Genomic DNA, 16,448 nt, shown 5'->3' with positions numbered 1-16,448 from the left:
GTCTGCCCGCGAGAAGGGGTGACTACCGCTCGGCGCGCTGGTAGGCCGTCACCACCGCGGCACCGCCGAGGCCGATGTTGTGCTGCAGCGCGGCGGTGACGTTGTCGACCTGCCGCTTGTCGGCCGTGCCCCGCAGCTGCCACGTCAACTCGGCACACTGCGCAAGTCCCGTCGCACCAAGCGGGTGGCCCTTGGAGATCAGCCCGCCGGACGGATTGACGACCCAACGACCGCCATAGGTGGTGTCGTTGTTGTCGATCAGTTTCGGGGCCTCGCCCTCACCGCACAGGCCCAGCGCCTCGTACAGCAAGAGCTCGTTGGCGGAGAAGCAGTCGTGTAGTTCGATCACCTGGAAGTCGGACGGGCCGAGGCCGGACTGCTGGTAAACCTTCTGTGCGGCTTGGACATTCATGTCATAGCCGATCAGGTTCTTGGCGCTGCCGTCGAAGGTGGAATCGAAGTCGGTGGTCATCGCCTGCCCGACGATCTCCACCGCCTGGCCTGCCAGCCCGTGCTTGTCGACGAACGCTTCGCTGGCCACGATCGCCGCGCCCGAACCGTCGGAGGTCGGTGAGCACTGCAGTTTGGTCAACGGATCGGAGATCATCTTCGCCGCGAGGATATCGTCGAGCGAGTACTCCTCCTGGAACTGTGCATACGGATTGTTCACCGAATGCTTGTGGTTCTTGTACCCGATCTTCGCGAAATGCTCTGCAGTCGTGCCGTATTGGCGCATGTGCTCGCGTCCGGCGGCGCCGAACATCCACGGTGCCACCGGGAAGGCGAACTCGTCGATCTCAGCCATTGCTTTCACGTGCTTGCCCATCGGAGATTCGCGGTCCTCTGCACCGCCCTGAAGCGGGCCCGGCTGCATCTTCTCGAATCCCAAAGCGATTGCGCAATCGGCCAACCCGCCCCGGATCGTCTGTGCGGCAAGGAACAACGCCGTCGAACCGGTCGAACAGTTGTTGTTGACGTTGGCGATCGGGATGCCGGTCATACCGAGTTCGTAGAGCGCCCGGTTACCCGACGTCGAGTCGCCCGCGACGTAACCGACGAAGCCCTGCTCGACTTCGGAGAAGTCGATGCCCGCGTCCTTGAGTGCGTTGGTGCCGGATTCGCGCGCCATGTCGGGGTAGTCCCACCCCTGGCGGCGGCCCGGCTTTTCGAACTTCGTCATCCCTACGCCGACCACGAAAACTTTGTTAGCCATGCGATCGACAGAAACACATAGAGGGGCGAACTGTCTAGATGCGCTATCGAGGAGGCCGCCGTGGAAAAGGGTGCGGGGGCCCCGCCGCCGCAGCGAGGCCCCCGCATGGGGGAGGGCTTATTTGAAGTAGCCGGTGTACTCGGGGCAGTAGGCGTTCACCGCGATGACCACGAAGGCGGCCGCTTGATGGGTGGTCAGGTCCGTGTTGTCCAGGATCTCCTGGCCGAGGTCCACCGGCTTGGCGCCGTCCTCGAGCGCGCTGCACACGTAGTGGGCGTTCTGGATCGCGGCCTTGGGCGTGTCGTAGGAAATGTCCTCGCTGCTGATCTCGGTCAGGAACGTGTTATCCGTCGAGCTGACGGCACCGGCGGTGCCGGCCGTGGCGACGGCGGCAAGTCCAAGAACAGTGGCGACGAGTGCCGTGCCGGCGAACTTGGCGACGCGGTTCGGGGCGAACATTGGGCTCCTTGGCGATGTCGTCTCGGTCCGGGTGTCTCCGGGCTGACATCAGAGTCCGACGAAGGCCTTGGCGGATTCTTGGAGGATTCTTGGCGTCGCGACTATGCCTGCTGCGGCGCGATCTCGAACGTGAACTCGTGGTCGCAGATGCGGATCCGGTCGCCGTCGGCCAGGGTCGCGGTGCCGCGAATACGCTGTCCGCCCACGTCGACCCCGTTGGCCGAGCGCAGGTCGGTGATCACAAAGCTCGTGCCGGTGTCGATGATCACGGCGTGATGGCGGCTGACCTTCGTATCGTCGAGCACGATGTCGTTGTCGTCCAGTCGCCCGATGCGGGTGGCGGCGGCCCGCAGCGGAAAGGCGTGTCCAGCCGCCGATCGCAGACTTGCCTGCGTATGCGTGGCGTCTACAGAGGTGCGCAGTCCGAAATTGTGGACCGTGTGCACAGCGGTGGTCTTGGCCGCCTTCTTCACGTCGAGTGGTTCCTGGCGCAGGATCCGCTCGTGCAGCGCGCGCAGCGTCGGGCCCGGATCGATCCCGAGGTCGTCGGCGAGCGTGGTCTTCAGCCGCTGGAAGGCGTCGAGTGCCTCCGACTGCCGGTCGGACAGGTAGTACGCGGTGATCAGCTGCGCCCACAGCGGTTCGCGGTAAGGATGCTCGACTGTCAACGACTCGAGCTCGCCGATGACGGCATAGCCACGCCCACAAGCGATTTCGGCTTCCGCACGCGCGGTGTGCGCCACGACTTTGTCCTCGGTCAATGCGGTCGCAAACGCTCCGACGAACTGGAAGTCACGCAGATCCTCCAGCACGGGTCCGCGCCATTCGGCCAACGCTGTCGTCAGGTGGCGGCTGGCTTGCTCGAATTGCCCTGCCGCGGCGGCCTGCACGCCCGCGGTCTTCTCGAGAATGAATCGGCCGATATCGCAGGCGGTGTCGTCAACCGTGAGGCGATACCCCGGCGGGGCGTTCTCCAGCATCGACCGCGAGTCGCCGAGCAGCCTGCGCAAATTGGAGATGTAGGAGTGCAGGCTGGCCCGCGCCTCCGACGGCGGCCACTGTTCCCACGCCGCGGTGATCAGCGAGTCGATCCCGACCGGACGATTGCGGTTCATCACCAGCATGGCCAGCACCGCACGCTGTTTCGGGGTGCCCAGCGGCACAGACCGGCCGTCGACCGTCGCCTGCAACGGTCCCAGCACGCCGAACCCGATCTTGGTCATCGAGCCAATTGTCACCCGCCGGCGCCGTTTTGTGGTGTAGACCGGAGTAGAACGTGTTCTAGTTTTCCAACCGCTGTCAAGGAGGCGACATGGGCCTGCGGGTCGTGCAGTGGGCAACCGGAGGGGTCGGGGTCGCCGCGATCAAGGGCGTGCTCGAGCACCCTGACCTGGAATTAGCCGGCTGCTGGGTGCACTCGGAGGGCAAGGCGGGCAAGGACGTCGGCTCGCTGATTGGTAGTGAACCTCTCGGTGTCACCGCGACCAACAGCGTCGAGGAGATTCTGGCCCTGGATGCCGACGCCGTGATCTACGCACCGTTGCTGCCCAATCCCGACGAGGTGGCAGCGCTGCTGCGGTCGGGCAAGAACGTGGTGACGCCGGTGGGGTGGGTCTATCCCAGCGAGCGCCAGGGTGCGTCACTGCGGGAGGCGGCGCTGGCAGGCAACGCGACATTGCACGGCACAGGGATGGCACCAGGCGGCATCAGCGAGAAGTTTCCGTTGATGTTTTCGATCATGTCGACCGGCATCACATTCGTTCGTGCCGAGGAGTTCTCCGATCTGCGCTCGTATGAGGCGCCGGATGTGGTCCGTCACATCATGGGTTTCGGTGAGGTTCCGGAAAAGGCGCTTTCCGGGCCGATGCAGAAGCTGCTCGACGGCGGCTTCATCCAGTCGGTCCAGATGTGTGTGGACAAGCTGGGTTTCAACGCGGAGCCAAAGGTGCGGTCCACCCAGGAGATCGCGGTGGCGACCGCGCCGATTGACTCGCCGATCGGTGTCATCCAACCGGGCCAGGTCGCGGCGCGGAAGTTCCACTGGGAGGCGCTCGTCGACGGCGAGCCCGTCGTCCGAGTGACGGTGAACTGGCTGATGGGTGAGGAAAACCTCGACCCCGCATGGTCATTCGGCCCCGAGGGGCAGCGCTACGAAATGGAAGTCCGTGGCAACCCGGATATCAGGGTGAGCGTGAAGGGCTTTCAGTCCGAGATCGGTGGCGAAGGCCCCGAATACGGTGTGGTCGGCACGGCCGCGCATTGCGTGAACTCGATACCCGCGGTATGCGCGGCCAAGCCCGGCATCGCGACGTATCTGGACTTGCCGTTGATGAGCGGCAAGGCCGCACCGGGTTTGGGAGTGTAGAGATAGATCCCCAAATTGCCCGGCTCTGCGCGACTTTGTCGCTGCCGCCGACTTTGTCGCCTAGAGCCGGGCAATTCAGGAGTCAGCGGTCCAACGGGTTGTGCCGGTTGACGATCAACGGGTCTGACGAAGTGAACGGGAAATTCGGCAGGTCGTCGATGTGGGTGTTGAACGTCGCGGCCAGCACTTCCCGCGAGTACGCGCTGATGGACGTGCGGTAGCCGATGTCGGCGGGGAACGGCTGGTCGAAGAAGATCAGGAAGTGCCACTCCGGGGCGTCGAAAACCTCGATGTGGTGCGGATAGGCGCGCGGTATGAAGTACACGTCGCCCTGGTCGAGGTACCAGGTGTCCAGTGTGCCGTCGGGATCCATCACTGTCATGCGCGCAGAACCGCTTTGCACATAACCCATTTCAGCCGTGACCGGATGCCAGTGCGGCTCGCGCATGCCGTCTTCGCGGATGCGCAGCGAGTACATCGACAGATCCTTGAGCGCGGGCCAGAACTGGACGCGGGCGGTGCGGGCGGATCCGACGGCGGCCTGGACCGGTGGCGTCATCGCCTCGACAGCGAACTTGTGGGGGTCGTTGAAATGCGCGGTCGACGGCACCACTGCGTCGCCAATGCGGCCGACGATCGAGCGGTCGACCAGGTTGCGACGGATCGCTTTGAAGTCCGACGCGTCGAGGTCATAGGTGTTGCCGAGCACCGCGTCGGTCATTGCGCCGAATGCACCGGCCAGGCCGAAGTCCTCGGGACGTTCGTGGCGGAACGTGATGATGAACTCGGCGGGGTCGGTGCCGATGTTCTCGATGTGATGTAGTGAGCCGGAGTCGATGTGGAACATTTCGCCGGCGCTGATCGTGAAGCTCGCGAACTGGCTGCCGGTGTCGAGCACGGTGACCAGTGCGGTGCCTGAGATGCAGTAGGTCAGCTCGTTGGCGTTGGCGTGCCAATGCGGGGTGCGCATCGCGCCGGGGTTGATCACCAACCGCTTGATCGATAGACCATTGAGGATCGGGAAGTTGTCGGCGGTGAGGCGCTGAATGAAGCCGAGGTCTGACTCTTCGACGACCTCGCCGTGTCGTAGTGATGCGGCGTGTGTGCTGCGGTCAATGGATAGCGTCATGCAGGGTACTTTCGCGCACCAAAGGCGCGCTGGTCATCGCCGCTGGCCACCAATATGTGCTACCGGCTAGCCGGTAGCGCGCACCGCCGCACTAGCGCGGCAGGATCCCGCCGTCGAGCGTGACCACCTTGTTGGTCAGATACCCGTTGCGCAGCATGGCAATTGCCATCTCCGCCACCTCGGCGGGGCGGCCGGCGCGCCCGACCGGAATGGGCATCGGCGTGCTGGCCGCGCTATCCGGGTCGACGGGAAACATTCCGGTGTCGCCGATCAATGCGGGCGCCAACGCGTTGACGGTCACACCGTCGGCTGCCACCCGCGGCGCCAGATGATGCATCAGCCCGTGCAGTCCGGCCTTGCTCGCGGCGTAATGGGCGCCGACGACACCACCGTTGAGCCCAGCCACCGACGAGACGAACAGCACGCGTCCGAACCGCTTCTCGACCATCGCGGGCAGCACCTGCTGCGCCAGCAGAAACGGTGCCGTCAGATTGATGGCCAGCGTCTTGTTCCACGACTCGAGATCGATGTTCTGCCAACCCTTTACATCCGCGGTGCCGGCGTTGGCGACCAGGACGTCGACGCCGCCCAGCTCGCTGTTGGCCTGCGCGACCAAGCGGGCAGGAGCGGTCGGGTCGGCCAGGTCCGCCGATGCGACGACGGCGCGTCTGCCGAGGGCGCAGGCGTGGCCCGCAACTTCCTCGGCGTCATCGGCGTGGCGGCCGTAGGTCAGGAACAGATCGACTCCCTCGTCGGCCAGTGCACGCGCGATGCCCTTGCCGATGCCGCCTGACGCACCGGTCACCAGGGCCACCCGGCCGTTCAGTTCCGTCACGGCTTGACCAGAATCCGAATCGGGTTGCCCTCCTGGCGTTCCAGCTTTTCGATGCCGACTCCGACGTCTTCCAAGGAGACGACATCGCTGATGGAGCGGGACAGATCGAGCCGCCCCAGCGAAACCAGCGTGGCGAGCGTTTCGATGTCGACGTTCTGGTAGCCGAGGTGGCCGAGCACGTGCTTCTGCGTCAGGCCGAACATACTGGTTGGACCAACGCTCGGCGCCTCAGCACTCATCCCCACGCCGACGAGACGCCCGCCAACGGTGATGCAGTCGAGCGCCTGCTCGAACGTCGACTTCAGGCCTACGGCATCGAAGGCCACATCCAACATCCGGCCACCGGTGATCTCGGCGATCTTGTCGCGCAGCGCGGGATCGCTCGCATCCAGGGCGTGGTCGGCACCCAATTCGAGCGCCCGGTCCAGCACTGCGGGCTTGATGTCGATCGCGAGCACCGGCGCGGCACCGACCAGCCGGGCCAGCTGCACGATGTGCGTGCCGACGCCACCGACACCCCACACGCCGACCGACTCCCCGATACCCACCTTCCCGGTGCGCACCACGGCGCCGAACGGCGTCGACACCGCGTCGGCGAGGATCGCGGCCTGCTCGAGCGAAACGTTGTCTGGCACCCGGGTCAGACCGACGGCCTGCGCGACCGTGTACTCGGCCCACCCGCCGTCGTACGCGAAGGCCATCAACTGAAGCCGCTGGCAGTTGGAGATGTCGCCGCGCCGACATTTCGGGCACTTCGTGCAGGGCCTGCCTGCAGCGACGATCACCCGGTCGCCCTCCGACCAGCCGGTGACGCCGGGGCCCAGCTTGGCGATCGTGCCCGACGCCTCATGGCCCTGCGTCACCACCGGCAGCTGCGCGGGGAAGGTACCGTTGATCAGGCTGAGATCCGAATGGCAGATGCCGCAGAACGCGACCTTGACGAGCACCTCGCCGGGCCCCGGTTCGGGAATCGGAATATCCTCCACCGCAATGGTTTTGGAGTCGGCATAGAAACGCTCGGCACGCATGGTGTCAACCATTCCGTCACGCTACCATCGGGCCATGTGCCGGCTGTTCGGCCTTCATGCCGACAAACGCGAGGTGACCGCGACGTTCTGGTTGCTCGACGCGCCCGACAATCTCGTCGAGCAGAGCAAGCGCAACCCGGACGGCACTGGGCTCGGAGTCTTCGGGCCCGACGGTAAGCCAGGGATTTACAAGCAGCCCATCGCGGCGTGGCAGGACCAGGCGTTCGCGACCGAGGCGCACGAACTGACCGGGACGACGTTCATCGCGCATGTCCGGTATTCGTCGAGCGCAGCGCTCGAGCCCCGCAACACCCACCCGTTCCTGCAGGACGACCGGATCTTCGCGCACAACGGCGTCGTCGAGGGGCTCGACGTGATCGACGCGCGGCTGAACGACCTCGGCGTCGCCGATCTGGTGGTCGGCGAGACGGACTCGGAACGGGTCTTCGCGTTGATCACGGGTTGCATCAGGCGTGGCGACGATGTCGGCACGGGCATCGTCGACGCGGTCGGTTGGTTGGCCGGCAACGTGCCCATCTTCGCGGTCAACGTCCTGCTCAGCACCGCAACCGACATGTGGGCGCTGCGCTATCCGGAGACCCACGAGCTATATCTGCTCGACCGCCGCGATGTCGACAACCGGCGGCTGCGGATGCAGAGCTCGCGCATCACCGCCCACAGCGACGAGTTGACGTCGGAGGCCTCGGTCGTATTCGCCAGCGAGCCGATGGATGACGACGACTGGCAGCCGCTCGCGCCTGGGGAATTGGTGCATGTCGACGCCGACCTGGGAATCGAACGTCGCATCGCATTCCCCGACCCGCCCAAACATCAACTGCGCCATGACGATTTGACGGCACAGGCCGCTGCGTCCCAGCACGCCTCGGTGGCGTGATCAGGGAATGCGATAGAACGGGTTCGGCAGCAGATAGGTCTGCTCGGAGAAGCCGCCTTCGAGGTCGGACGGCTGATCGCCGAGATTGGCGATGATCGTGTAGCCCTGCTGCTCGATCTTCTCCCGCTGCGGTGCCTTGAAGTCGGCGGCCGAAACATAATGGGCGCCAGCCGGTTCCATGATCAACTGCTGGTAGCCGGTGTAGCCGACAGCCTGCAGGTTACGCTCGGTGGCCGCACGCTGGGTCTCATCCCGGCCGGTGATGAAGAAGATCGTCGCGCCGCGGTCGCGCGCGGTGGTGTACACGTCCATCGTCGGCTGAATCACCGTCGACTGCGCCCGCTGATCCCACGCGATCAAGCCGCACGGTCCTTGCGGCAACCGGTCGCAAGGCCCATTGAAGATGCGGCCAAAGTCGTTGGCTTTGAGCCCTTCCCAGTTGGACAGCGCCGTCTCGTCGATATCGAACACGACCGCCGGCCGGTCCACCCGCGGCGCCTCGTCGTTGATCCACGCGATGGCAGGCGCGGTCGCGAGCTGCAGATCTGTCAGGTAGGCACCGCTGTTGTAATAGTCGACCGCGGTGAACTTCAGATCGCCGATGTTTGCGGGCTGCACCGGCGGCGGGATGATCGGCGCCGGCGGCGCGGGCGGCTCGGCAATCGCGGTTGGTGCGAAAGCGACCAGCCAGCCGACGACCAGGGTCACGACAATGCGCATGTCTGGACCCTAACGGCGGCCTGGCACACTCGCTGCCGTGGCAACGAAACGCGCCCTGGTGCTGGCCGGTGGAGGACTGGCAGGCATCGCATGGGAGACCGGAGTACTGCGCGGCATCGCTGACGAGTCGCCGGAGACTGCGAAGGCCCTGTTGGACGTCGACGTGCTGGTGGGCACGTCGGCAGGCTCGACGGTCGCCGCGCAACTGAGCAGCGGCCTTGGGCTCGATGCGCTGTTCGACCGGCAGATCAGCGCGTCGTCGACGGAGCTCACCCCGAACGTCGGCATCGAGGAGATCACCGACCTGTTCGTCGCCGCGATGCTGACGCCGAACACGACCCAGACGCAGAAGCTGCAGAAGATCGGCGCAGTTGCGCTGTCCACGGCCACCGTCAGCGAGGCGGTGCGCCGCGAGGTGATTGCGCACCGGCTGCCGTCGCATGACTGGCCCGAGCGGGCGTTGCGGATTTCCGCGATCGACACCGCCACCGGCGAGCTGGTCACGTTCGACAACGACTCGGGTGTCGCCCTGGTCGATGCTGTCGCGGCCAGCTGCGCGGTGCCGGGTGTCTGGCCGCCGGTCACGATCGGTGACCGGCGCTATATGGACGGCGGGGTCGGAAGCAGTGTCAACATCGCGCTCGCGGGCGACTGCGATGTCGTGGTGGTGCTGGTGCCGTCGGGCCGTTCGACGCCATCGCCGTTCGGTGACGGCGCTGCCGATGAGGTCGACACGTTCGCCGCGGCGACATTCGGAGTGTTCGCCGACGACGAGTCGCTCGCCGCATTCGGTCCCAATCCACTGGACCCGGCGTGCCGCACGCCGTCGGCGTTGGCGGGCCGTGAGCAGGGTCGTCGCGTCGCCGCGGCGGTCGCCGACTTCCTCGAGACCTGAATCAGTGCGCCTGCGTTGACTTTTCGAGCTCGTCGAGAACGGCGACGGCCAGCTCGCGGCCGATGTCGATGACCTCGGCTGCGCGATAGAACTCCAGGCTGCGGCACGCCGTGCGCGGCACTTCGATCAGCACATCGGGTGGATACGCCGCCAGCGTGTGGCGTGCCAGCGCCGCCTGGGCGATGTCGATGGTGCGGTTCATCACCTCGAAGCTGCCAAGCCTCGGCACCGGCTCGACCGCATCTACCGCCTCTGCGGGGTCGTTCTTGGATACGTCGACCAGCTCGTCGGCGGCCTCGTCGGGCGCGGCACCCGTGCGTTCGAACAGGGCCGTGGTACTTCGCCACATCCGGCTCAACCATTCTGTCGACGCCCGCGGTTCGGTGTCGGTCGGCTCGTAGCGGCCGCCGGCTTCGCTGCCCGCCAGGCTGACCGCGATGGTGAGATCGGCGTTGACGGCCGCGATCGGCGCCATCGGCAGCGGGTCGAGAATGCCGCCGTCGGCGAGCAGGCGTCCGTCGAACACATGCGGTGTGATCACGCCGGGGATCGCGATCGAGGCCCGAATCGCCGCGTCCACCGAACCACGTTGCAGCCAAACGGATTTCCCCGACAGCAGGTCAGTCGACACCGCGGTATACGGAATCGACAACTCCTCGATCGTCACCTCACCGAGAATGTCGCGGACCGCGTCGAGGATCTTCTCCGCCCGCAGCGCCCCCGCGGCGCTGATTGACGGGTCGAGTAGCCGCAACACCGCCCGCTGCGTCAATGACTTGGCCCAGTCGGCGAATTCGTCGAGCTTGCCTGCGGCCTGCAACCCGCCGACGAGCGCACCCATCGACGAGCCCGCGATCCCGACGATGTCGTAACCGCGGTCGCGCAGTTCGTCGATGACGCCGATGTGGGCGTATCCGCGCGCGCCGCCGCTCCCCAGAGCCAGGGCGACACGCTTGGAAGCCATACCGCTATTCTGCGCTGCTGCTGCTGCTACTCGCACTCGCCGTTGCCCGCGGCGGTGATCGCCACGATGACGCCCGCCTGTTGCGCCGGCGTCAGGTTGGCCCAGGGCGTGTTGAAGTTCCCGGGGCCGGTGAAGTCGGGCGCCTGGATCAGCTTCAGGTAGGGCTCAACGAGGGTCTTGGGGTCGGCAGAGTGCTGCTCGTCCATCCACACCTTGGCGGCGTGGCAAGCCTGCCCGTACTGCGATTCCGTCGCATCGGCCGGTACGTCGACCTTTGTGGTGACGCCGCCGGGGGAGACGCCGATGGCGCCGGGCTCAGCAGGTGCTGCGGGCAGCGGGGGCGGCTCGGTGGTCGACGGGTTGGCTGTCGTCGACGGCTTCTGCTCACTCGACGAACATCCGGCGATCGCGAACGCCAGCAGTGCAGTGCACAGCACGACGCATTGGGGGTACCTGCGCATGCCGCCCAATCTATGCAACGCGTTCGAGCCCGTTCGGGCGCCTGGCCCCTACGGACTCACCGGCTACCCGTTCGAGCCGGTCCCGCCGTTCGTACCGCCTGCCGACCCGGTGCCGGTGCCGCCTGCGCCGCCCTGGCCGTCTGCCGCGCCGAGGCCGTCGTGTCCGCCGGTGCCACCACTACCGCCGGTGCCGGTGCCGGTGGTCGCGGTGCCATTGCCGCCCGTGCCGCCGGTGCCGCCGTGGTAGCCGTTCGCCCAGCTGGTGCCACCGCCGGTGCCGCCAGAGCCGCCGGTGCCGGTGCCGGTGGTCGCGGTGCCGGTGCCGCCGTTGCCGCCGTCGCCACCGTTTTGCATCAGGCCGCTGCCGCCGCCCGATCCGCCGGATCCGCCTGTGGCCGAACCGGTTCCGACGGTTGCGTCGCCGCCGGATCCACCGTTGGCGCCCTGCCCGTCGATGCCGCCGGTTCCCGCATTGCCGCCGGTTCCGCCGGTGGCGGTGCCGGTGGTCGCAGCTGCAGTGCCGCCTGTTCCGCCGTTGCCTGCGGTGCCGTTGAAGATGTTGCTTCCGCCGTTGCCGCCCGAACCGCCGGTGGCAGTACCGGTTCCGGTCGTGGCCCCGCCGCCTGCGCCGCCGTCGCCGCTGTCACCTTCGGTGCCGAGTCCGCCGCCGTTGCCGCCGGTGCCGCCGGTTGCGTCGCCGGTGTTGCTTGTCGCCGTGCCGCCCGCGCCGCCGCCGCCTGCCCAGCCGAACAGGCTGCCGGTGTGGCCGCCGTCACCGCCGGTGCCACCCGTGGCGTTGCCTGAGTCGCTGGTGGCGCCACCGCCCGCGCCGCCGATGCCGCCGGAACCGGTCCATGTGTTGCTGCCACCGGAACCGCCCTGCCCGCCGATGGCGTCGCCGTTCGCACTGGTGGCCGTGCCGCCTGCACCGCCGTCACCGGCATTGCCGAACGCCAACCCGGAATTGCCGCCGTTGCCGCCGTTGCCTGCGACTGTGTTGCCTTCGGCGGTCGTCGTGCTGGCCCCGGCACCGCCCGATCCGCCGTTGCCCCAGAATCCGGCGGAACCGCCGTCACCGCCATTGCCGTTGTTGACGCCTTCGACGCCATTGCCGCCGTTACCGCCGCGGCCGAAGAACAGGCCCGCGCGGCCGCCGTTTTGACCGTCGGCCCCGTCAGCACCGTTGCCGAAGAGCAGTCCGCCGTTCTCACCGGGCTCGTCGCCGTTGTTGACGAAGATCCCGGCGACCTTGACGCTGTTGAACGTCATCTGGCCGATGGCCTCTGCGAACGGATTCCGTGCTGGGCCAGTAGTGGTCGGAGTCGAGGGTGGGTCGTCAGTGGCAGCCGGCTTGGCGGTCGGTGAGCTGCCGCCGCCACCGAGGAACGCCGAGATGCCACTCATCGGCAGGCCGGCGAACGCATTCGCCACGTTGGCGGTCTGCAAGCCCAGGTTCTGCGGGCTGAACGCCGCGATTTGAGTGTCGAACGTGGTCATGGGTGCGAACGCCTGCGTGACGCAGTTCTGGCCGATGATCGGTGTGCCGCCGCACAGCCCCGGCGCCGGATCGGAGCTCGCCGTCACGGGTTCTGCGGCGGGAGGTGCCGCAGGGTCGACGCCGGCAGGGGCAGCACCGCCACCGACCGCCAGCCCGCCGTCGGGGTCCGGGGCCACGATGGGCTGGGCCGCCGCCAGCAGCGGGTTGGGGGTCGGGTTGGGCAGGATGGCCGCAGCCAAGCTGGGGGTGTGCATCACCGGCGCGGGGACAGGGGACCCGTCCGGTCCATTGAACACATCGAAGGCGCCCGCCCCGGCAGCAGCGAGCACGCCGCCTGTCACAGCGGCGGTGACCAGCGTTTTCTTGCCCGGCCGTCCATGCTTTGCGCCCTTGGGGTACTTGGCCGTCATCGATGCCATCCCTTCACCGGTGAGTGAGCCTGCGCTCTATTTCGTGGCTAATCAGCAACTCGCTGCGAGCAACAATAATAATTAGCACAGTCCGAATGACTTTTCACAGCAACTGGCAGATAAATATCGCGAGATTGCGATTGCCAAGCCCGCAAGTGCCACTTGCTGGGCCATGCATCTGGTGCCTGTCAGCAACCATGCTCGGGTTCCCTTCGGCATGGCGTCATGGCGAGCGGGAGTCCGGGCTGAGCGACGGGTGTCGCCGACTGTCGGTGGCAAGGCGTTCGGGCAGGTGCCGAACTGCCCCTGCTCATTCCACCCGCGGCGCAGCAGCCTGGTCCGATCCGGGGCCGGCAAGTTGGGGAATGACCTGTGCCGCATGCGACCTCGGGCTTGCGACCAGCGCCGTGAAGGGTGGTTGACCCAACGCGAGTGGGGCCGTCGTACTGGTCGCCGCGGGGTCGGGAGGTGGGGGCATCCGCGTCACAGCTCGCAAAGATGGCAAATTTGTCATCTGATGCGTCTAATCGACGCAGCCGCAGAAACGTCGGCCGACTGTTTCGCAAATTGTCCAAACCAAATGGCGATATGCCTGCTCGACGCGCAGCGTATGGATCGGAGGCCCAGCCGTTAGGGCCACAATCCGAACCCAGTAGGCCAAATTAGGACCCAAATTGACGCTTCTGGCAAATAATTCCCTGCAGTTTTAGCAACAAGATCGAAGCACTAGTCCCATATTTGGGACAGATACTTAAGCTCACCGTGAATCTAGCGGTATTCGCGCGTCTGAGCAGGCCAGTTCCAGAGGGGCCCGAATGCGATGCGACAACGTGCTGCCGGGCGACCGCTCGGCGGTGCCACACTGTACGGCGTGAGGACCGGACTGCTCGAGTGTTGCGGGGCGTAAGCGCCCGCCCCCCGATCCGTCCTCGCCCATTTTCTGGAGTTCTTCATGGTTTCCGCGCAGCCTGCTGTGTTGCCCTCTGCAGTCCCGGCCGTATCCTCGCCGACCCGCCTGCGACTGCCCGACCTGCTGCAAGCCACCGATCGCTACGCCGACGACGTGTTGTCGGGCCGTTTCGACCAGCTGCTGCCGGTTGACGGACCGCCGCCCGACGAGCGTTGGTTCACGCGCCTGCATGGCGACGACGAACTCGATGTCTGGCTGATCAGCTGGGTGCCGGATCGCTCGACCGAGTTGCACGATCACGGTGGGTCGCTTGGCGCGCTGACGGTGGTTTCCGGCGCACTGCGGGAGACGCGCTGGGACGGGGAGGCCCTGCGGCGCCGTCGCCTTCGGGCGGGTGATCAGGCCGCCTTCCCGCTCGGCTGGGTGCATGACGTGGTCTGGACGCCTGAACGCGACCTGTCGGCGCCCGTGAATCCCACGATCAGTGTGCACGCGTACTCGCCGCCGCTGACGGCGATGTCCTACTACGAGGTGACCGAGCGGAAGACGTTGCGCCGCAAGCGAACCGAACTCACCGACGCACCGGAGGGATGATGAGTCGAATCGATCGCGTGCTGGAACAGGCCCGCTCCCGGCTGCACAGGCTTTCGGCGCGTGAGGTGCCCGCAGCACTGGAGCGCGGTGCGCTACTTGTCGACATCCGACCGCAGGCGCAGCGCGAGCGCGAGGGCGACGTGCCCGCCGCGCTGGTGATCGAGCGCAATGTGCTCGAGTGGCGCTGCGACCCGACCAGCGACGCCCGGTTACCGCAGGCCGTCGGAGACGACGTCGAATGGGTGGTGCTGTGCTCGGAGGGGTACACCTCGAGCCTGGCCGCCGCCGCGCTGGTCGACCTCGGACTGCACCGCGCCACCGACGTCGTCGGCGGCTATCACGCGCTGAAGGCCGAAGGGGTTGTCGTCTAAGCGTTTTCGTCGTTCGACAGCAGCGGGCGCAGCTTGTCGGTCTTTGCCGGCGTCCACCCCGGCGGCTGCAGAATGGCCGCCCAGGCGTTGGCGACGTCCTTGACGTAGACGTGGCCGTGCCCGTCGGGCACGTCGACCGCGACCGCCATATCGGCGGACACCTGAAGGAACGTCACGATCGGGATCCAATCCATCCGCGGTGACAGATCATAACCGCGCGGTTCCTTCAGCCAATCCGGTTGGGTGAACAGCAGATCCACGTTCCACCACGCGATCGGATCGGACGCGTGCTGAAGGTACACCACCCGCGGATGGCCCCACGGATCCGCCGGCCTGCCGAGATTCTCGGAACGCGCCGCGAAGCGGACGTTGTCGCCCTTGTCGTAAATCGGCAACCACATCGGGGAACCCTCGTCGCGGTTGCGGGTCAGGTCGTCCCAGATCGTGTTGTTGAACGTCGGCCCGGAAAACAACGCCCCGTCGGTGCGGGCGACGAGATTGTTGAGGGCCAGGAACGGTGCCTCGCCGCCGAACGACCCGAGGCTTTCCCCGAATACGACGAGCTTCGGGCGCGTGCCCTCGGGAAGACCCTTCACCAACGCGTCCACGGCTTCGAACAACGCCTGGCCGGCCTGGCGCGCGTTCTCGTTGTCGACCAGGAACGACAGCCAACTCGGCAGAAACGAGTACTGCATCGAAACAATCGCGGTGTTGCCGTTGTACATGTACTCCAGCGCGGAGGCCTCCGCCTCGTTGATCCAGCCGGTGCCGGTCGTGGTTGCGACGGCGACCACCGCGCGATTCAGCCCACCTTCTCGGCGCAACTCCTCCGCGGCCAGCTTGGCCGTGGCCTTGATGCCGTCGGCGGAATGCAGTCCCGCGTAGGCCCGGATCGGTTCGATCGCCGGTGCGCCGTTGAACTTGGTGAGCTTGTCGATCGTCGGGCCCGCAGAAACGAATACCCGGCCCTGATGACCCAACGACTCCCAGCTTGCCAACGACTCCGGCCCGCCGGACCGCAGCTTCGACGTCGGCGCCGGGAAATCGGGGTCGGTTTCGTCGTTGACCGCCGAGAACGTCTTGTTGATGGTGCTCATCGCGACACGAGCCACCACGCCGTTGAGCAGCGCGATGGTCAACGCCAGCAGCAGCCCGACCACGATGACGGCCGAAATGCGCGGCGGCACAAAGCGATCGCCCTTGCGAACCAGGAACCGCACCAATCTGCCTATCAGCTGGCCGATTTCGACGAACACAAACAGCACGACGATCGACAGCACGGCGGTCAGCGGGTGGTCCCAGAACCCAAGGCGCGGCACACCGTTGAGGTCGCGCACATCGTCCTGCCACACGTGGAAATAGATGATCATCAGGACCTGGCCGATGACGCCGATGACCAGGAGCCCAACCCATGCCTGCTGTGGTGCAGGCGGGCTGGTGTCCTTCGAGCGCATGTAGCGCACCAACCAGACGATGAACACGCCGATGCCGTAGCCGATGGCGCCGGCCGCGCCGCTGACGATGGCCTGGAACAACGGACCGCGCGGCAGCAGCGACGGCGTCAGCGACAGCCAGATGAACACCAAGCCGACGGCTGTGCCGGTGAAGGTGTAATGCCTCTCCCACCACGGCTTCTTGGCGGGCTCCTGCTGCGGAGGGCTTTCCTCGGTGGCTTCCGCCGTGTCCGTCACGGACGAAAAT

At 66.5% G+C, this 16,448-nt stretch carries 16 protein-coding genes; 5 read left to right on the top strand and 11 right to left on the bottom strand.

Annotation, left to right across the window (positions count from 1 at the left end; translation table 11 throughout):
* Positions 1-22: 22 nt before the first annotated feature.
* From GGC64_RS33430 to GGC64_RS33420, 3 genes are all read right to left on the bottom strand, one after another.
* Positions 23-1,213, bottom strand: a complete 1,191-nt coding sequence (locus GGC64_RS33430) for a lipid-transfer protein (protein WP_192726892.1) — start codon at positions 1,211-1,213, stop codon at positions 23-25.
* 117 nt (positions 1,214-1,330) lie between these two features.
* Positions 1,331-1,672, bottom strand: coding sequence for a DUF732 domain-containing protein (locus tag GGC64_RS33425; RefSeq protein ID WP_192726891.1), 342 nt, complete (start codon positions 1,670-1,672; stop codon positions 1,331-1,333).
* Between the two features lie 101 nt (positions 1,673-1,773).
* Entirely contained in the window at positions 1,774-2,895 is a 1,122-nt protein-coding gene (locus GGC64_RS33420; protein ID WP_192726890.1) for a BTAD domain-containing putative transcriptional regulator, read from the bottom strand.
* Positions 2,896-2,984: 89 nt separating this feature from the next.
* On the opposite strand from GGC64_RS33420, the gene GGC64_RS33415 reads away from it, so the two are divergent.
* On the top strand, positions 2,985-4,037 hold the full coding sequence (locus GGC64_RS33415) for a dihydrodipicolinate reductase (protein ID WP_192726889.1): 1,053 nt from the start codon (positions 2,985-2,987) through the stop codon (positions 4,035-4,037).
* 82 nt (positions 4,038-4,119) lie between these two features.
* Here the strand turns inward: GGC64_RS33415 and GGC64_RS33410 are convergent, their stop codons facing one another.
* The 3 genes from GGC64_RS33410 to GGC64_RS33400 form a co-directional block, all read right to left on the bottom strand.
* The gene (locus tag GGC64_RS33410) at positions 4,120-5,166 is read right to left on the bottom strand and encodes a cupin domain-containing protein (RefSeq protein WP_192726888.1); all 1,047 of its coding nucleotides are present in this window, start codon (positions 5,164-5,166) and stop codon (positions 4,120-4,122) included.
* Positions 5,167-5,257: 91 nt separating this feature from the next.
* Positions 5,258-6,001, bottom strand: a complete 744-nt coding sequence (locus tag GGC64_RS33405; protein ID WP_192726887.1) for an SDR family NAD(P)-dependent oxidoreductase — start codon at positions 5,999-6,001, stop codon at positions 5,258-5,260.
* Positions 5,998-7,041: a zinc-binding dehydrogenase gene (locus tag GGC64_RS33400; protein ID WP_192726886.1), complete on the bottom strand. Its 1,044-nt coding sequence runs from the start codon at positions 7,039-7,041 to the stop codon at positions 5,998-6,000. Before GGC64_RS33400 ends, GGC64_RS33405 begins: the two co-directional genes overlap by 4 nt.
* A gap of 22 nt (positions 7,042-7,063) precedes the next feature.
* On the opposite strand from GGC64_RS33400, the gene GGC64_RS33395 reads away from it, so the two are divergent.
* Complete coding sequence (locus tag GGC64_RS33395) at positions 7,064-7,924, top strand: class II glutamine amidotransferase (protein ID WP_192726885.1); 861 nt, start codon at positions 7,064-7,066, stop codon at positions 7,922-7,924.
* Here the strand turns inward: GGC64_RS33395 and GGC64_RS33390 are convergent, their stop codons facing one another.
* Positions 7,925-8,644 (bottom strand): HAD family acid phosphatase, encoded by a 720-nt coding sequence (locus GGC64_RS33390; protein ID WP_192726884.1) that lies wholly within the window; start codon positions 8,642-8,644, stop codon positions 7,925-7,927.
* Positions 8,645-8,681: 37 nt separating this feature from the next.
* Here GGC64_RS33390 and GGC64_RS33385 point away from each other — a divergent pair, with 37 nt between their 5' ends.
* Positions 8,682-9,539: a patatin-like phospholipase family protein gene (locus tag GGC64_RS33385; RefSeq protein ID WP_192726883.1), complete on the top strand. Its 858-nt coding sequence runs from the start codon at positions 8,682-8,684 to the stop codon at positions 9,537-9,539.
* A 1-nt stretch (position 9,540) separates the two neighbouring features.
* Here the strand turns inward: GGC64_RS33385 and GGC64_RS33380 are convergent, their stop codons facing one another.
* From GGC64_RS33380 to GGC64_RS35215, 3 genes are all read right to left on the bottom strand, one after another.
* Positions 9,541-10,503, bottom strand: a complete 963-nt coding sequence (locus GGC64_RS33380; protein ID WP_192726882.1) for a patatin-like phospholipase family protein — start codon at positions 10,501-10,503, stop codon at positions 9,541-9,543.
* Between the two features lie 26 nt (positions 10,504-10,529).
* Positions 10,530-10,964 (bottom strand): lipoprotein LpqV, encoded by a 435-nt coding sequence (locus tag GGC64_RS33375; RefSeq protein WP_192726881.1) that lies wholly within the window; start codon positions 10,962-10,964, stop codon positions 10,530-10,532.
* A gap of 63 nt (positions 10,965-11,027) precedes the next feature.
* Positions 11,028-12,872, bottom strand: a complete 1,845-nt coding sequence (locus tag GGC64_RS35215; RefSeq protein ID WP_192726880.1) for a hypothetical protein — start codon at positions 12,870-12,872, stop codon at positions 11,028-11,030.
* A 952-nt stretch (positions 12,873-13,824) separates the two neighbouring features.
* Here GGC64_RS35215 and GGC64_RS33365 point away from each other — a divergent pair.
* Positions 13,825-14,376 carry a cysteine dioxygenase family protein gene (locus GGC64_RS33365; protein WP_192726879.1) on the top strand — a complete coding sequence of 184 codons (552 nt, stop codon included), beginning with the start codon at positions 13,825-13,827 and terminating at the stop codon, positions 14,374-14,376.
* Positions 14,376-14,747 carry a rhodanese-like domain-containing protein gene (locus GGC64_RS33360; RefSeq protein WP_192726878.1) on the top strand — a complete coding sequence of 124 codons (372 nt, stop codon included), beginning with the start codon at positions 14,376-14,378 and terminating at the stop codon, positions 14,745-14,747. The genes GGC64_RS33365 and GGC64_RS33360 overlap by 1 nt, the downstream gene beginning before the upstream one ends.
* Here GGC64_RS33360 and GGC64_RS33355 read toward each other — a convergent pair.
* Complete coding sequence (locus GGC64_RS33355; RefSeq protein ID WP_192726877.1) at positions 14,744-16,438, bottom strand: alpha/beta-hydrolase family protein; 1,695 nt, start codon at positions 16,436-16,438, stop codon at positions 14,744-14,746. The genes GGC64_RS33360 and GGC64_RS33355 overlap by 4 nt on opposite strands.
* Between the last annotated feature and the right edge of the window lie 10 nt (positions 16,439-16,448).

Origin of the sequence: Mycobacterium sp. OAS707, from assembly GCF_014873705.1 — a bacterium.
GTDB lineage: Bacteria > Actinomycetota > Actinomycetes > Mycobacteriales > Mycobacteriaceae > Mycobacterium.
The sequence above is the reverse complement of the archived record's forward strand: the minus strand, read 5'-3'. Positions and strand labels throughout refer to the sequence as shown.

What these genes read in the sequence shown, in the direction of transcription:
- GGC64_RS33430 (WP_192726892.1), bottom strand. Translation starts at nt 1,213, where the DNA reads ATGGCTAACAAAGTTTTCGTGGTCGGCGTAGGGATGACGAAGTTCGAA.
- GGC64_RS33425 (WP_192726891.1), bottom strand. Translation starts at nt 1,672, where the DNA reads ATGTTCGCCCCGAACCGCGTCGCCAAGTTCGCCGGCACGGCACTCGTC.
- GGC64_RS33420 (WP_192726890.1), bottom strand. Translation starts at nt 2,895, where the DNA reads ATGACCAAGATCGGGTTCGGCGTGCTGGGACCGTTGCAGGCGACGGTC.
- GGC64_RS33415 (WP_192726889.1), top strand. Translation starts at nt 2,985, where the DNA reads ATGGGCCTGCGGGTCGTGCAGTGGGCAACCGGAGGGGTCGGGGTCGCC.
- GGC64_RS33410 (WP_192726888.1), bottom strand. Translation starts at nt 5,166, where the DNA reads ATGACGCTATCCATTGACCGCAGCACACACGCCGCATCACTACGACAC.
- GGC64_RS33400 (WP_192726886.1), bottom strand. Translation starts at nt 7,041, where the DNA reads ATGGTTGACACCATGCGTGCCGAGCGTTTCTATGCCGACTCCAAAACC.
- GGC64_RS33395 (WP_192726885.1), top strand. Translation starts at nt 7,064, where the DNA reads ATGTGCCGGCTGTTCGGCCTTCATGCCGACAAACGCGAGGTGACCGCG.
- GGC64_RS33390 (WP_192726884.1), bottom strand. Translation starts at nt 8,644, where the DNA reads ATGCGCATTGTCGTGACCCTGGTCGTCGGCTGGCTGGTCGCTTTCGCA.
- GGC64_RS33380 (WP_192726882.1), bottom strand. Translation starts at nt 10,503, where the DNA reads ATGGCTTCCAAGCGTGTCGCCCTGGCTCTGGGGAGCGGCGGCGCGCGC.
- GGC64_RS33375 (WP_192726881.1), bottom strand. Translation starts at nt 10,964, where the DNA reads ATGCGCAGGTACCCCCAATGCGTCGTGCTGTGCACTGCACTGCTGGCG.
- GGC64_RS35215 (WP_192726880.1), bottom strand. Translation starts at nt 12,872, where the DNA reads ATGACGGCCAAGTACCCCAAGGGCGCAAAGCATGGACGGCCGGGCAAG.
- GGC64_RS33365 (WP_192726879.1), top strand. Translation starts at nt 13,825, where the DNA reads ATGGTTTCCGCGCAGCCTGCTGTGTTGCCCTCTGCAGTCCCGGCCGTA.
- GGC64_RS33360 (WP_192726878.1), top strand. Translation starts at nt 14,376, where the DNA reads ATGAGTCGAATCGATCGCGTGCTGGAACAGGCCCGCTCCCGGCTGCAC.